At 61.8% G+C, this 13439-nt stretch carries 17 protein-coding genes; 5 read left to right on the top strand and 12 right to left on the bottom strand.

What is annotated here, in order from left to right; all coding sequences use genetic code 11:
- Position 1 precedes the first annotated feature (1 nt).
- The 4 genes from M2396_RS21360 to M2396_RS21345 form a co-directional block, all read right to left on the bottom strand.
- Positions 2 to 817 carry a M48 family metallopeptidase gene (locus tag M2396_RS21360; protein WP_101316543.1) on the bottom strand — a complete coding sequence of 272 codons (816 nt, stop codon included), beginning with the start codon at positions 815 to 817 and terminating at the stop codon, positions 2 to 4.
- Positions 818 to 915: 98 nt separating this feature from the next.
- On the bottom strand, positions 916 to 1536 hold the full coding sequence (locus M2396_RS21355; RefSeq protein WP_181089871.1) for an SOS response-associated peptidase: 621 nt from the start codon (positions 1534 to 1536) through the stop codon (positions 916 to 918).
- A gap of 12 nt (positions 1537 to 1548) precedes the next feature.
- Positions 1549 to 1809, bottom strand: a complete 261-nt coding sequence (locus M2396_RS21350) for a putative signal transducing protein (RefSeq protein WP_101316540.1) — start codon at positions 1807 to 1809, stop codon at positions 1549 to 1551.
- Positions 1809 to 1994, bottom strand: a complete 186-nt coding sequence (locus tag M2396_RS21345) for a CPXCG motif-containing cysteine-rich protein (protein ID WP_101316538.1) — start codon at positions 1992 to 1994, stop codon at positions 1809 to 1811. The genes M2396_RS21350 and M2396_RS21345 overlap by 1 nt, the downstream gene beginning before the upstream one ends.
- A 121-nt stretch (positions 1995 to 2115) precedes the next feature.
- On the opposite strand from M2396_RS21345, the gene M2396_RS21340 reads away from it, so the two are divergent.
- Positions 2116 to 3285, top strand: coding sequence for a 1-acyl-sn-glycerol-3-phosphate acyltransferase (locus M2396_RS21340; RefSeq protein WP_188035358.1), 1170 nt, complete (start codon positions 2116 to 2118; stop codon positions 3283 to 3285).
- Positions 3286 to 3315: 30 nt separating this feature from the next.
- Here M2396_RS21340 and M2396_RS21335 read toward each other — a convergent pair whose 3' ends face one another.
- Positions 3316 to 3576 (bottom strand): hypothetical protein, encoded by a 261-nt coding sequence (locus M2396_RS21335; protein WP_101316534.1) that lies wholly within the window; start codon positions 3574 to 3576, stop codon positions 3316 to 3318.
- A 205-nt stretch (positions 3577 to 3781) separates the two neighbouring features.
- Positions 3782 to 4366: a YajG family lipoprotein gene (locus tag M2396_RS21330; protein WP_101316532.1), complete on the bottom strand. Its 585-nt coding sequence runs from the start codon at positions 4364 to 4366 to the stop codon at positions 3782 to 3784.
- A 145-nt stretch (positions 4367 to 4511) separates the two neighbouring features.
- Here M2396_RS21330 and M2396_RS21325 point away from each other — a divergent pair, with 145 nt between their 5' ends.
- Positions 4512 to 4745, top strand: a complete 234-nt coding sequence (locus M2396_RS21325) for a hypothetical protein (RefSeq protein WP_150573434.1) — start codon at positions 4512 to 4514, stop codon at positions 4743 to 4745.
- A 606-nt stretch (positions 4746 to 5351) separates the two neighbouring features.
- Positions 5352 to 6857, top strand: coding sequence for a malate dehydrogenase (quinone) (gene mqo, locus M2396_RS21320; protein WP_101316529.1), 1506 nt, complete (start codon positions 5352 to 5354; stop codon positions 6855 to 6857).
- A 50-nt stretch (positions 6858 to 6907) separates the two neighbouring features.
- On the opposite strand, the gene M2396_RS21315 is transcribed toward mqo, so the two are convergent.
- The 4 genes from M2396_RS21315 to M2396_RS21300 all read right to left on the bottom strand — a co-directional run bounded on the left by M2396_RS21315 (position 6908) and on the right by M2396_RS21300 (position 8813).
- Positions 6908 to 7198 carry a PA4642 family protein gene (locus M2396_RS21315; RefSeq protein ID WP_101316527.1) on the bottom strand — a complete coding sequence of 97 codons (291 nt, stop codon included), beginning with the start codon at positions 7196 to 7198 and terminating at the stop codon, positions 6908 to 6910.
- A 68-nt stretch (positions 7199 to 7266) separates the two neighbouring features.
- Complete coding sequence (locus tag M2396_RS21310; protein ID WP_259077814.1) at positions 7267 to 7737, bottom strand: hypothetical protein; 471 nt, start codon at positions 7735 to 7737, stop codon at positions 7267 to 7269.
- Positions 7738 to 7778: 41 nt separating this feature from the next.
- Positions 7779 to 8252 (bottom strand): WbuC family cupin fold metalloprotein, encoded by a 474-nt coding sequence (locus M2396_RS21305; RefSeq protein WP_101316523.1) that lies wholly within the window; start codon positions 8250 to 8252, stop codon positions 7779 to 7781.
- Positions 8253 to 8255: 3 nt separating this feature from the next.
- A complete protein-coding gene (locus tag M2396_RS21300) occupies positions 8256 to 8813 on the bottom strand; it encodes a hypoxanthine-guanine phosphoribosyltransferase (RefSeq protein WP_101316521.1) in 558 nt (185 codons plus the stop codon).
- 163 nt (positions 8814 to 8976) lie between these two features.
- Between M2396_RS21300 and upp the strand changes: the two genes are divergently transcribed.
- Both upp and M2396_RS21290 read left to right on the top strand, forming a co-directional pair.
- Positions 8977 to 9615: a uracil phosphoribosyltransferase gene (upp, locus tag M2396_RS21295; protein WP_101316519.1), complete on the top strand. Its 639-nt coding sequence runs from the start codon at positions 8977 to 8979 to the stop codon at positions 9613 to 9615.
- A 2-nt stretch (positions 9616 to 9617) separates the two neighbouring features.
- Entirely contained in the window at positions 9618 to 10892 is a 1275-nt protein-coding gene (locus M2396_RS21290; RefSeq protein WP_103436044.1) for a uracil-xanthine permease family protein, read from the top strand.
- 474 nt (positions 10893 to 11366) lie between these two features.
- Here the strand turns inward: M2396_RS21290 and hemH are convergent, their stop codons facing one another.
- Positions 11367 to 12380, bottom strand: a complete 1014-nt coding sequence (gene hemH, locus M2396_RS21285; RefSeq protein WP_259077810.1) for a ferrochelatase — start codon at positions 12378 to 12380, stop codon at positions 11367 to 11369.
- Between the two features lie 13 nt (positions 12381 to 12393).
- On the bottom strand, positions 12394 to 13299 hold the full coding sequence (locus M2396_RS21280) for a TIGR01777 family oxidoreductase (RefSeq protein WP_101316513.1): 906 nt from the start codon (positions 13297 to 13299) through the stop codon (positions 12394 to 12396).
- Positions 13300 to 13439 lie beyond the last annotated feature (140 nt).

Below are 13439 nucleotides of genomic sequence, written 5' to 3'. Positions count from 1 at the left end.
CTTACTTCTTGGCAGCCTGATACAACGGCATCACCTTGGGAATGGCAGCCTGCAACGAGGCGATCCGGCTGGACGAAGCCGGGTGAGTGCTCATGAACTCAGGCGGGGCGCCCTCGGACGCCTTGCTCATCTTGTTCCACAAGGTGATCGCGGCGTTCGGGTCGTAGCCGGCACGGGCCGACAGCTCAAGACCGATCAGATCCGCCTCGTTCTCGTTGGCACGGCTGTTGGGCAAGGTCATGGAGTAGTTCACTACGGTGTCGGCGAGGGCCATGCTGTCCTGGCCCAGGCCCAGCAGGGCGCCAGCACCGGAGCGGGCCATCTCGATCCCATAGGCCTTGGACATCGCTTCACGACCATGCTCACGCAGGGCGTGAGCGATCTCATGGCCCATCACGGCGGCGATTTCAGCGTCGGTCAGCTTGAGCTGATCGATCAGGCCGGTGTAGACGATGATCTTGCCGCCAGGGCCGCAGTTCGCGTTGAGTTCGTCACTCTTGATGACGTTGACTTCCCACTTCCACTGCGCAGAATCCGGGCGAAACTGCGGCGCTTGGGCGATCAGGCGATCGGCGATGGCCTGCACGCGCTTGGCTTCGGCGCTGCTTTTATCGAGCACGCCCTTGCTCGAGGCTTCGCTCAAGGTCTGCTGATAGGACTGGGCATACATGTTGTTGACCTCGTCGGTCGACAGCATGCTGAACATGTACTGCTTGCGCTCAACGCCGACGGCGCCGCCACTGGTGGTATTCACCGCCTGGCAGCCGCTCAGCAGGACGCCGGCAGCGAGCAGGCTGAGAACAAATGACTTACGCATAAAACACTCCCTGGGTACGTGCCGCGTATCCTAGGCGCAGACGCCCGGCGCCGCCAGAGCCATAGGGAAGATTTAACCCGAGGTTTTTCTGCACCACGTCAAGCCGGCGTCAGACACTCCGGCGCATCCAGCTTGGGATCATTGACGAAATTGGCCAGCGCCCGCTCGCGTAGCGCAGCCGGTGGGCCAGCAAGCAACTCATGCAAACGCGCCAGAGGCGTCTCTGGATCAAGCCAGGCAGCCTGCCCGGCTTCGTCGAGGATCAGTGGCCGGCGCTGATTGACCACCGCCTGGGTGACCACTGCGCAGCTTAGCCAGACTTGCTCCTGCACCGGGTATGCCTCCCATATCGCTGCAAAGAACAGCGCCGCGCCCTCGCCCGGCGTCAGCCAGTAAGGCCGCTTGCGCACACTGCCACGCCATTCGTAAAAACCGTTGGCCGGCATCAGGCAACGGCGCTGGGTAAACGCCTGGCGAAACATCGGCTGTTCGGCCAGGGTCTCGGCCCGCGCTTGCGCCGGCGTCTTGGACAAGTCGGTTAGCCACGGCGGGGTCAGCCCCCAGCGCGCTCTGGCCACCTGTAGCTGGCCGTCAAGCTGGCGCTGGATCAGCACCGAGGCGCCGGGCGCGATGTTCCATTGCGCCTGTTGGTCGGCGGGGTAGCCCGGCAGTGCGGCAAAGGCCGGGGTCCAGCGAAACAGGGCGTAGCGTCCACACATGCGATATACAACCTAGCAAATCAGTGTCCCGGGATAACTCTCCGGTTCGTCGCCAGCAACTGGCTGGGCAACATTGTACGCATCGATCAGCTCGCGTGCGTAGCCGGCCTGCTCATCGGCCACCGCCAGGCCGAGCAAACCGTGCAATGGCAGCTCACCGGCGGCGCCGACCAGGTCGCGGCCGACCAGGTGCACCTCGATGCCCTCGCTGGCCAGCACCGCCACCAGCAGTTCGGCCTCCAGCAAGTTCTCTGGCTCGTAGATTCGTCGCATCAGGCGTCATCCTCGCTTTTCACATCGAGCATCCACTCGTCGCCATGCACCTGCAGGTCGAACACGATCGGCCGGCAGCAGACCTGACAGTCTTCGATGTAGCGCTGATCACCGCCGGACAGATCAACCGTGGTCTCCACCCCCTCTCCACAGTAAGGGCAATCGTAGAATGCAGTTTCCAGCATCGCGGCCTCCAGGGTGACTTATGCGTATAATTGTCGGTCTGTTTACGGGACCTGCGCGCGTCCGAGCCGTTTTTCGGAGCCGCCCCCTATCTATTACCCTAGTCGTTTCCAACAAGAGAGCATGATGGGCGAATTCGATGCCATCCGACCGTATGACGATGCTGAGGTGCAGGCGGTGCTGGCGCGCCTGTTCAGCGACCCGGCATTCCTCGATATCCTCACCCACTTCCGCTTCCCGCGGGCGGCCGGTGCCTTCGGCTGGCTGCTCAAGCCGTTGATCGCGCGCCGCCTGCGCAAAGAGTTCGCCGGCGTCAGTTGCGTCGCGACCCTGCAGGACAAAGTCGAGTATTACGTCGACCAGACCATCGATCGCGCCACCGACGGCGTCACCTATTCAGGTGTCGAGCAGCTCAAGGCAGGTACGGCTTACCTGTTTTTGGCCAACCACCGCGACATCGTCATGGATCCGGCCTTCGTCAACTACGCGGTGTACCACGCCGGCCTGCCAACGCCGCGCATCGCCATTGGCGACAACCTCCTGCAAAAGCCTTTTGTCAGCGACATGATGCGCCTGAACAAGAGCTTCATCGTGCACCGCTCATTGACCGGGCGGCGCGAGAAGCTGGCGGCTTATCAGTTGCTCTCGGCCTACATCAATCATTCGATCCGCACCGATGGCGCGTCGATCTGGATCGCCCAGGCTGAAGGCCGGGCCAAGGACGGCGATGACCGTACCGATTCGGCGATCCTCAAGATGTTCCACATGAGCCGCAAGGACGAGCCATTCGGCGCGGTGATCCAGGGCCTGAACCTGACGCCGGTATCGATCAGCTACGAGTATGACCCTTGCGATCAGGCCAAGGCGCGCGAGCTGTACATCCGCGCCACCACCGGCAGCTATACCAAGGCGCCCGGTGAAGACGACAAGAGCATCGCTACGGGCATCACCGGCTATAAAGGCCGCGTGCATATCCACTTCGCTGCACCGGTCAGGGAGTTCTTTGCCGATACCAAGCTGTTGGCGCAGGAAGTTGACCGGCAGATCCTGGGTGGTTACCGCTTGTTCCCGGTGCACTACCTGGCCTACGCAATGTGGCAGGATGCCGACCCGGCACTGGCCGTGCCGCCTGCCGAGAAGCTGTTCCAGGCTGAAGAGCTGGCCAAAGCCAAGCAGGAATGGCAACGCCGCCTCGACGCCTGCCCGGTCGAACAGCAGCCGTACCTGGTGCTGCAGTACGCAACGCCGGTACGCAATCAGTATCAGGTCAAGGTCCAGAGCCAGGTTGCCTGAACCGCGGTGGGGCTGGCAGCAGCCCCGCCGTCAGACCCAGGTACTCAACCAGGACAACAGCAGCGCCAGCGCCAGGCACGCCGAGCCGAGGGTGTAGTAGTAACGCGGCACGCGCCGATCAAAGGCGTCGACCAGGCCTTCGTCGACCGCCAGGCTGCGCCGCGTCAGCGCCGCCCGGCGCCGGGCGCTTTGCAGCAGCAGGCCGCCAGGGCAGGTAATCAGCAGGGCCAGCAGGTTGATCAGCTTGGCCGGATGGGCCGCCAGCAGCCCCCAGAGTACTTGCACAGACATTACAGACCTCGCAGTCGCGACAGCAAAGCCGAGCATTCTACCCAAGCCGGACGCGTTGGCTGCGGCTTTACGACCAACTGCCGACGGATTTCATCTGCCATACCATTTGTTCTCTGCGCTGCGCTATCGCCTGGTCCTGAAGCAAAAAAAACCGCCGCCTGAGATTCAGGCAGCGGTTTTTTTATGACCTGGCTGTGACGAACGCTTATTCGCCGAGCACCTGACCGATGGTCGGGTCCTTGAACAGACGGGTCAAGGCATCGCTGAGCACATCACTGACCAGCTTGGTGTTGGTTTCCTGGTTCGGCGCCATGCCGAAGCGCTGATCCAGCGAAGCGCCGTAACGGCCGCTGTAACGGCGGTTGGCATTGGCTACGTCAGCACGGAAGGTCGCGCCGATGGTCGCCTCGGTCACATACATCTTGTCCTTGGGCGACTGGTACTTCAGTTCGGCCAGGGTCACGGTCAACTGCGGCGCATTGGAGCCGCCCTGGGTCGGGGTGAAACCGAGCAGACGCACCGCTGCTTCGGCCTGAGCCTGCAGCTTGGGCACGACATCGTTGCCGTTGACGCTGATGGTGCTGGTTTCCGGGTACATGCCGCCACGGGTGCCGAGCGACTGCGAAGGACGACCATCGACCACCCGTACCACGACTGGCTGGCCGCGACCGACCGGATTGAGCTGAGTGGTCAGCTTGGGTTGCGGGCTGAGTTGTTGCGGGCTGTGGGCACAGCCGACCAGGCTCAGGCTGGCCACCGCGAGCAAACCGAACAGCAGACGTTGCAACATGCGCGTTTCTCCAGAAAATGCGGCAAAGGCCCACAGTATACCCAGCCGCTTGAACGCCAGCTATCGGCTATATCCGCTTGTCATAATGCTTTCATGGCCGTGCCGTTATCCTTGGCCCAGCCCACTCCAAACAGGATTCGCCGCCATGGCCTCGCTCTGGAACCTGCTGTTCAAGCGCTCGCCCCAGCTTATCTATGCTCGCCTCGACAGCACCGGTTGCTGCCTGGGTTTCAAGCAGTGCAGCCTGCCGCCCAGCGGTAGCGGCTGGGTTCAGGTCAGTGACATGCAGCTTGCCTGGCTGGGCCGGGCCTTGCCTGCCAGCGCCCGGGTTTGCGCCCGTGCAAGCCGTCGTTGGCAGCAACGCAGCCTGCCCGCCTGACAAATGCTGCAATAAAAACCGCGATTAACGACCTTTCTGCCCGCGACATCGCTATAATCTCCCCCCGATTATAAGGACGTCTCCTGATCGGGCCCCGCACCTGCCGATTGACCCCGGCACCTTCACCGCCTCGCCCACAGAGAGCCTTCCACTTCAGGTCTTGCATCCGGCTGTTGCGCCTGCTTTTTCTGGCCTTCTGCACTGCATGAACCTGTGGGTTGCCATCGCGCAGTCCCTTTTTGAGGTTCACGTCTCCAAAAGAGCGTGGAAAAAACCAGGTTTTCACAACTTCACAAGAGTGTGGCGAGCAAATGAACAGTCTGGCATGTGCAACAGCAGCAGATGTGTCCCCAACAGCCCCTGATGGCCGGTATTGGCGCTCATCCTTGATGAGTCACTGAGGCCGGTCCATAACGCACGTCGGACACCTTGACCATAAGTCGAATTGCCGCAGCCGTGGCAATCAGCGTTCAATAGCTGAACCCTGAGACTGATTGGCGGTGTTCGCGAAGTTGCAAGAACTGCGAAGAGTCGGACATGGCGAGCCTGGCAACCCCAGGGATCCTATGCTGTCAATTAGGTGCTGTAGATTGTGGAGACGCGTTAATGGCGCAGAACGAATCGGTTGATGTAGTACTGGTAGGCGCGGGCATCATGAGTGCCACCCTGGCCGTACTGCTCAAGGAGCTCGACCCGGCCCTTAAACTGGAGGTCGTCGAGGCGATGGACTCCGGGGCTGCAGAAAGCTCGAATCCCTGGAACAACGCCGGGACCGGCCATGCCGGCCTGTGCGAGCTGAACTACACGCCGCAGGCCGCCGATGGCAGCATCGACATCAAGAAGGCCGTGCACATCAACACCCAGTTCGAGGTGTCACGGCAGTTCTGGGCGTACCTGATCAACAAGGGCGGCCTCGGCGCGCCGCGTGACTTCATCAATCCCGTGCCACACCTGAGCTACGTCGAAGGTGACAAGGGCGTGTCCTTCCTCAAGAAGCGTTTCGAGCTGCTCAAGCAGCACCACGCCTTCAGCGAGATGGAGTACACCGAAGACAAGGCGGTGATGCGCGACTGGATGCCGTTGATGATGCCCGGCCGCCCGGCCGACCAGCACATCGCCGCAACCCGCGTGATGAAGGGCACCGACGTCAACTTCGGCGCCTTGACCAACAAGCTGCTGAAAATGCTCGGCAACACCGCGGACAGCCAGGTCAAGTACAGCAAGAAGGTCGTCGGCCTGCGCCGTAACGGCGCCGGCTGGACCGTCAGCATCAAGGACGTCAATAGCGGCGGTAGCCGTGAAGTCGATGCACGCTTTGTCTTCCTCGGCGCTGGTGGCGCGGCATTGCCATTGCTGCAGGCTTCGGGCATCCCCGAGAGCAAAGGCTTTGGCGGCTTCCCGGTGAGCGGCCAGTGGCTACGCTGCGACAACCCGGAAATCGTCAAGCAGCACCAGGCCAAGGTCTACAGCCAGGCTGCTGTAGGCGCTCCGCCGATGTCGGTGCCGCACCTGGATACCCGTGTCGTCGACGGCAAGACTTCGCTGCTGTTCGGGCCCTACGCCGGCTTCACCACCAAGTTCCTCAAGCACGGTTCGCTGCTCGACCTGCCACTGTCGGTACGCCTGGGCAACCTCGGCCCGATGCTGGCAGTCGCGCGCGACAACATGGACTTGACCAAGTACCTGGTCAGTGAAGTGATGCAGTCGATGGAGCAACGCCTGGACTCGCTGCGCCGCTTCTACCCAGAAGCCAAAGCCGAAGACTGGCGCCTGGAAGTGGCCGGCCAGCGCGTGCAGATCATCAAGAAAGACCCGAAAAAAGGCGGCGTGCTGCAATTTGGCACCGAGCTGGTTGCGGCGGCCGACGGCAGCCTGGCGGCCCTGCTGGGCGCATCGCCTGGTGCTTCGGTGACGGTGTCGATCATGCTTGATCTGATCGAACGCTGCTTCCCTGAGCAAGCCAAGGGTGCCTGGGCGAGCAAGCTGCACGAGATCTTCCCTGCTCGGGAAAGTGTCCTGGCCAGCGATGCAGCGCTGTACCGCAAGGTCAGCGAGCATAACGACCAGGTATTGCAGATGGTTGAAAGCAGCCCGGCTCAGCATTACGCCTGACCGGTCTAGGGGCCGCTCTGCGGCCCCAAATCACTCCAGACTCAGATCACTCAACCACGGGCGTTGTTGATGATCTCGATGTACTCCGCCGCATTACGCTGATCAGCGATCTGCTCGACGAAGGTCTGACCGTGTTCGTCCTTGCCGTCCAGCTCATAACCCGCCTCGACGAAGAACCCGACAAACCGCTCGAAGTCATCGATGCGCAGGCCACGATAGGCTTTGACCAGCTTGTGCGCGGACGGCGACGTCACGCCGTCGGCCGGGTCGTACTGCAGAAACGACTTGATGTAGTCGTCACTGATCTCGTCACCAATCACTTGCTTCTTGTCTTTACGCATTGCCGACTCCACCTAAGCCATCACCAAATTTCGCAGGGCGGCAGTGTACCCCCGCCAATGCGCAGGCCTCAACGCGTACGTACGGCGCCGGTATGCAGATCCGCCCAGACATGGCCGTTGGCGTAAGTCAGAAACTGCACGTAGAGGGTCTCGTTGCGCAGCAGGTCGATGATCACCCGGTAGTCGGCCATCGGGTAGTTCAGGCTCAGGGTGCGGGTCTTGTCGTCGTAGACTGGCTTCTTCAGGCTCTTGCCACCTTCACCATCGAAGCTGAGCAATACTTGGGTAATCGTCGCGCCCTTGCTCAGCGGCTTGCCTTTCAGGCGCATCTGCAGCGAGGCGGTGATCGGGATCGGTTGTTGGTCAGACTGACGCTGGGTGCCGACCACTACCGAGTAGTCGGTGACTTGCAGCAACTGTTGACTGGTCGGCGCCTCTTGGCGCAGCGACTGGTCATCAGGTGGCAGAAACTGGCTGTGCAGGGGCGCCGCAGACAACGGCAGGCTCAGCGCCAACAGCAAGGGAATGAACGCACGCATGTGAGGCTCCTTGGCATGAAGCCGCACTCTAGCATGCCCGCTCAGGCGAACTGCGCGCGCATCCACACCTGGTATGCGGCAACCCCTGGCTCACCCTCACGCGGGGCCCATGGCGCCAGCTCACCCTCACCCACCGGGCGATAAGGGCCGGCCTTGCACTCGAACAGAATGCTGTCGGCGGCGAGCACCACCAGCGCGTGATAGACGCCCGGTGGCAGGTCGACACCGAGGCACTCGCCACCGGCCTCGAGCAGGCGTTTTTCGATAACCCCGCCCTCCTCGTCGAACAGCAGCAGGCCAAGGCGCCCTTTGAGCACCAGCAAGGTCTCGGCCTTGTCTTCGCTCAGGTGGCGATGCGGCGGGATGTAGGTGTCAGGCTGCAAGCCAACCGCCATGCGGTGGCACGGTTCGGCCATGGCATGAAAGTTATGGTGCTGACGCCCGCGCGGGTTGGCCGCAGCCTGCTCGGCCAGGCCGGCAAACAAGGACTGGTCGATGAATGCCGGCGCGCGCATGGCTTACAGGCCCTTGACGGCGAAGATGCCGTTGGCGTTGCGCCAGTAGCCTTTGTAGTCCATGCCGTAGCCGAAGATGTAGCGGTCGATGCATGGCAAGCCGACGAAGTTGGCCTTCAGGTCCGGGCTGGCCTTGCGGTCATGCTCCTTGTCGATCAGCACGGCGGTATACACCTCACGGGCGCCGGCGTGCTTGCAGAACTCGATGATCGCGCTGAGGGTGTGGCCCTCGTCGAGAATGTCATCGACGATCAGCACATCGCGGTCAATGAACGATACTTCCGGCTTGGCCTTCCAGAACAGCTCACCGCCGCTGGTCTGGTTGCGGTAGCGAGTGGCGTGCAGGTAGGACGCTTCCAGCGGGAACTGCAGATGGGTGAGCAGCTTGCCGGCGAAAATCAGGCCACCGTTCATGACGCAGAACACGACCGGGTTCTTGTCATGCAGCTCGCGGCTGATGTGCTCGCCTACCTTGGCAATGGCCGCTTCGACCTCGGCTTCGTTGTACAGGCAGTCAGCTTCGCGCATGACTTGGCGGATGTGCTCGAGATCGGCGGACATGGCGCTCCCCAGGGGTCGGAATCGGAAAAGCGGGCAAAGGTACGCATCCGCTGGCCTCAGATCAAGCGTTTATGGACTAACGTGCACAATGACAAAGCGACAGCTCAGGCTGAATAGATTAATCTAGCGCGGTTTTTTTGCCCGCCTTCCGGAGCCCTCCCCCATGCCTACTCGTGAGATCCGCCATCCGCTGATCCGCCACAAGCTCGGCCTTATGCGCCGTGCCGATATCAGCACCAAGAACTTTCGCGAACTCGCCCAGGAAGTCGGCGCCCTGCTGACTTATGAGGCCACCCAGGACCTGCCACTGGAGTCCTACGAAATCGACGGCTGGAGCGGTAAAGTCCAGGTCGAGAAAATCGCCGGCAAGAAGATCACTGTAGTACCGATCCTGCGTGCCGGCATCGGCATGCTCGACGGCGTGCTCAGCCTGATCCCGGGCGCCAAGGTCAGCGCCGTGGGCGTTGCCCGCAACGAAGAAACCCTCGAAGCGCACACCTACCTCGAGAAACTGGCACCGGACATCAACCAGCGCCTGGCACTGATCATCGACCCGATGCTGGCCACCGGTGCGTCGATGGTCGCCACCATCGATCTGCTGAAAAAAGCCGGCTGCAAGGAGATCCGCGCGATGGTGCTGGTGGCGGCCCCCGAGGGTATCGCCACAGTCGAGAAGGCCCACCCGGATGTGAGCATCTACACCGCCTCGATCGACGAGCGCCTCAACCAGCACGGCTACATCATCCCAGGCCTGGGCGATGCCGGTGACAAGATCTTCGGCACCAAGCAGAAGGACGCCTGATCATGCAGGACGGCTTCAACGACCCGCTCTGGCGCCAGGTCGTCTCGGGCGCGCAGATGCTCTTCGTGGCATTTGGCGCGCTGGTGCTGATGCCGCTGATCACCGGCCTCGACCCTAACGTGGCGCTGTTCACTGCCGGCATCGGCACCTTGCTGTTCCAGCTGGTGACGGGCCGTCAGGTACCGGTGTTTCTCGCCTCGAGCTTTGCCTTCATCACCCCGATCATCCTCGCCAAGGGTCAGTTCGGCCTGGCCGAGACCATGGGCGGAGTGATGGCGGCAGGCTTCGTCTACACCTTCATGGGCATGATGGTGAAGATCAAAGGCACCGGTTTCATCGACCGCATGCTGCCGCCGGTGGTGATCGGCCCGGTAATCATTTCAATCGGCCTGGCGATGGCGCCGATTGCCGCCAACATGGCCATGGGCAAGGGCGGCGATGGCGCCGTGCTGATTCCGTACCAGACCGCGATGCTGATTTCCATGCCGGCCCTGCTTACCACCCTGATCGTGGCCGTGTTCGGCAAAGGCATCTTCCGCCTGGTGCCGATCATTGCCGGGGTCCTGGTCGGTTTTGCCATGGCCTTTGCCTTTGGCGTGGTCGACACAGCCAAGATCGCTGCGGCGCCTTGGCTGGCGATTCCGCATTTCACCGCGCCAGCGTTCAACTGGCAGGCGATTCTGTTCATCGTTCCGGTGGCCCTGGCGCCGGCAATCGAGCATATCGGTGGAGTGATTGCTGTCGGTAGCGTGACTGGTCGCGACTACCTGAAAAAGCCCGGCTTGCACCGCACGTTGCTGGGCGATGGCCTGGCCACTACTGCTGCCGGCCTGTTCGGCGGGCCGCCCAACACGACCTACGCGGAAGTGACCGGTGCGGTGATGCTGACCAAGAACTACAACCCGAAGATCATGACCTGGGCGGCGGTGTTTGCCATCACCCTGGCGTTTGTCGGCAAGTTTGGTGCGCTGCTGCAGAGCATTCCGGTGCCGGTCATGGGTGGGATTCTGTGTCTGCTGTTTGGCTCGATTGCGGCGGTGGGGATGAATACCATGATCCGCCACAAGATCGACCTGAGCGAGGCGCGTAACCTAGTGATTGTTTCGGTGACGTTGGTGTTCGGGATTGGCGGGGTACTGATTGGCAGCGGTGATGGGCCGGATGACTGGGGTCTGAAGGGGATTGCGCTGTGTGCCATTGTGGCGATTGTGTTGAATCTGTTGCTGCCTGGGAATGATGGGTGGAAGAACAACAAGCTGGATGATCAGTTGCCTTGAGAGGTGATTGGCTGACCCAGCTTTTGTTGGGGCTTATCCGGTATTTTTTTTACCTGACTTGGGGTTGCCGGGACCGCAGCACGGCGCAAGCTTTTGACTTTGACTTTGGCTCTTGATCTGCGCCAGCGCAGCGAGGCGTGCCCTTGATCTTGATCCACCGGCGACTCAGGAGGCCGAGCACAGGTCTTGCGAAGGGAGGTGACGGCCATGGATGGCCGGCAAGCGCTGCGGGCCAGGAGGCCCGTACAGCGCGGTCCTCCCGGGAGCAAGGCCGGAGCGAGGGAACCCCGCAGCGCAGCGAAGGGGCCGGATGTGGAGCCAAGCCCTTTTTTGGTTACTTTTTTGGGGCGTTTGCCAAAAAAGTGACTCGCCGTAAGGGCGAAAAGGGCCAGAGCAGCCGCTAAATCAAATGGATAGTGCTAAAACCGCACACCCACACATCAAACGGATCCCCCCAATCACCAGCCCCTTACATCAGGCATCCTCACAAAGCCGAGCCAACGTCCGAGCCCACTGCGGATGATCATTCAAGCAAGGCACAAGCACCAACTCCTCCCCCCCAGCCTCGATAAACTGCTCCCGCCCCCGATCCCCGATCTCCTCGAGCGTCTCGATACAGTCAGCAACAAACGCCGGGCACATCACCAGCAACCGCTTCACCCCAGCCTTGGCCAACTCATCAAGCCGCGTCTCGGTATAAGGCTCGATCCACTTGGCCCGCCCCAACCGCGACTGGAACGACGCCGACCACTTGCCATCCGCAATGCCCATCGCCTTGGCAAACGCCGCCGCACTGGCCAGGCACTGCGAGCGATAGCACACGGCCCGCACATTGGCACACGCCTGCTGGCAGCAATCGGCACTCTGGAAGCAATGGTTGCCGGTCGGATCAAGCTTCTTCAGATGCCGCTCAGGCAGCCCATGGAAGCTCAACAACAGATGGTCATAGTCATCCTGCAGATACGGCCGCGCACTGGCCACCAACGCATCGATATAGCTCGGCTGATCATAGAACGGCTGCAAAACCCGCATCTCCAGCGGCAACTGGTGCTGCGCAATGGTCTGCGTCGCCAGTTCGATCACGGTGGTTACCGTGCTGTCAGCGAACTGCGGATAGAGCGGCGCCAGCGTCACCTTGCGTACGCCCTGCGCAGCCAGGCGCTTGAGCACCTCCGGCAGCGCCGGCTGGCCATAGCGCATGGCCACTTCCACCGGGCCGTGCGGCCAATGCGCATGCATGGCGGCTTGCAGACGACGGGTCAGCACCACCAGCGGCGAGCCCTCATCCCACCAGATCGATGCGTAGGCATGAGCCGACTGCTCAGGGCGCTTGATCAGGATCAGCGACACCAGCAAGCGCCGCACCGGCCACGGCAGGTCGATCACGTACGGGTCCATCAGAAACTGGTTGAGGTAGCGGCGCACGTCGGCTACCGAAGTGGAGGCTGGCGAACCCAGGTTGACCAGCAGCAGGGCATGATCGGTCATGCAGCGTCCTATGTCAGAGGCGCCCGGACAGGTTGTCCAGCGCCGATTGCAGATCGTTAAAACGGAAGGTGAAGCCAGCCGCCAGCAAGCGCGTCGGGCGCGCGCGCTGGCCACCGAGAAGCAAAGTCGACAGCTCGCCCAGCCCGGCCTTCAACACCAACGCCGGCACGGGCAACAACGCCGGTCGATGCAGCGCCTTGCCCAGGCATTTGGCAAAGGTACGGTTGCGCACAGGCTCTGGCGCGCAGGCATTATAAGGACCGCTGGCGTCGTTGTGGCGCATGAGAAAATCTATCAGAGCGATCTGATCATCTATATGGATCCACGGCATCCACTGCCGACCACTGCCCAGCGGCCCGCCCAGGCCGAGTTTGAACGGCAGGCGCAGGCGCGACAAAAAGCCGCCATCGCTGGCCAGCACCAACCCGGTCCGCACCAGCACCACGCGTATGCCAAGCGCTTGAGCACGCTGCGCGGTCTCTTCCCAGGCGATGCACAGCTGGCTGGCGAAGTCCTCCTTGACCGGTTGCGAAGCCTCGGTCAGCTCACGCTCACCGCCATCGCCATACCAGCCCACTGCTGAGCCTGACACCAGCACTTCAGGGCGCTGCTCGCGCTTTTGCAGCCACGCCAGCAACTGCTCGGTCAAAGTAATGCGGCTGGCCCAAAGCAGATTGCGCCGCGCTGCGGTCCAGTGCCGGTCGGCAATCGGTGCGCCGGCCAGATTGATCACTGCGTCGATTGGGTCATCGGCATCCAGATCATCCAGCTGGGCGATACCGCGTACACCGCTGCCACAAAGCATCGGCACCTGTTCCGGCCGCCGGCTCCAGACCGTCAACCGATGGCCCTGGCCAGTCCACAGACGGCAAAGATGCCTGCCGAGCAAACCGGTACCGCCTGTCAGCAATATATGCATGGCTGTGTCCTCGCAGATCGTCGGGGTGGTCTATTTTTAACAACAAGGCACTTTCTTGACCGCACGCTCTCGGATAAACATAGGCCAAGCTGGCCTATAGAGCGGAATAACCTTATACAAACTTTACGCATTGTACAGGT

The sequence above is a fragment of the Pseudomonas sp. BIGb0278 genome (assembly GCF_024809895.1).
Lineage (GTDB): Bacteria > Pseudomonadota > Gammaproteobacteria > Pseudomonadales > Pseudomonadaceae > Aquipseudomonas > Aquipseudomonas shirazensis.
The sequence above is the reverse complement of the archived record's forward strand: the minus strand, read 5'-3'. Positions and strand labels throughout refer to the sequence as shown.

Excerpts from the sequence above, each read along its gene's own strand:
- M2396_RS21325 (WP_150573434.1), top strand. The coding sequence starts at position 4,512 with ATGGCCTCGCTCTGGAACCTGCTGTTCAAGCGCTCGCCCCAGCTTATC.
- M2396_RS21345 (WP_101316538.1), bottom strand. The coding sequence starts at position 1,994 with ATGCTGGAAACTGCATTCTACGATTGCCCTTACTGTGGAGAGGGGGTG.
- M2396_RS21280 (WP_101316513.1), bottom strand. The coding sequence starts at position 13,299 with ATGCATATATTGCTGACAGGCGGTACCGGTTTGCTCGGCAGGCATCTT.
- hemH (WP_259077810.1), bottom strand. The coding sequence starts at position 12,380 with ATGACCGATCATGCCCTGCTGCTGGTCAACCTGGGTTCGCCAGCCTCC.
- M2396_RS21315 (WP_101316527.1), bottom strand. The coding sequence starts at position 7,198 with ATGCGTAAAGACAAGAAGCAAGTGATTGGTGACGAGATCAGTGACGAC.
- M2396_RS21300 (WP_101316521.1), bottom strand. The coding sequence starts at position 8,813 with ATGTCCGCCGATCTCGAGCACATCCGCCAAGTCATGCGCGAAGCTGAC.
- M2396_RS21335 (WP_101316534.1), bottom strand. The coding sequence starts at position 3,576 with ATGTCTGTGCAAGTACTCTGGGGGCTGCTGGCGGCCCATCCGGCCAAG.
- M2396_RS21340 (WP_188035358.1), top strand. The coding sequence starts at position 2,116 with ATGATGGGCGAATTCGATGCCATCCGACCGTATGACGATGCTGAGGTG.
- M2396_RS21350 (WP_101316540.1), bottom strand. The coding sequence starts at position 1,809 with ATGCGACGAATCTACGAGCCAGAGAACTTGCTGGAGGCCGAACTGCTG.
- M2396_RS21305 (WP_101316523.1), bottom strand. The coding sequence starts at position 8,252 with ATGCGCGCGCCGGCATTCATCGACCAGTCCTTGTTTGCCGGCCTGGCC.
- M2396_RS21355 (WP_181089871.1), bottom strand. The coding sequence starts at position 1,536 with ATGTGTGGACGCTACGCCCTGTTTCGCTGGACCCCGGCCTTTGCCGCA.
- upp (WP_101316519.1), top strand. The coding sequence starts at position 8,977 with ATGCCTACTCGTGAGATCCGCCATCCGCTGATCCGCCACAAGCTCGGC.
- M2396_RS21330 (WP_101316532.1), bottom strand. The coding sequence starts at position 4,366 with ATGTTGCAACGTCTGCTGTTCGGTTTGCTCGCGGTGGCCAGCCTGAGC.
- M2396_RS21290 (WP_103436044.1), top strand. The coding sequence starts at position 9,618 with ATGCAGGACGGCTTCAACGACCCGCTCTGGCGCCAGGTCGTCTCGGGC.
- M2396_RS21310 (WP_259077814.1), bottom strand. The coding sequence starts at position 7,737 with ATGCGTGCGTTCATTCCCTTGCTGTTGGCGCTGAGCCTGCCGTTGTCT.
- M2396_RS21360 (WP_101316543.1), bottom strand. The coding sequence starts at position 817 with ATGCGTAAGTCATTTGTTCTCAGCCTGCTCGCTGCCGGCGTCCTGCTG.
- mqo (WP_101316529.1), top strand. The coding sequence starts at position 5,352 with ATGGCGCAGAACGAATCGGTTGATGTAGTACTGGTAGGCGCGGGCATC.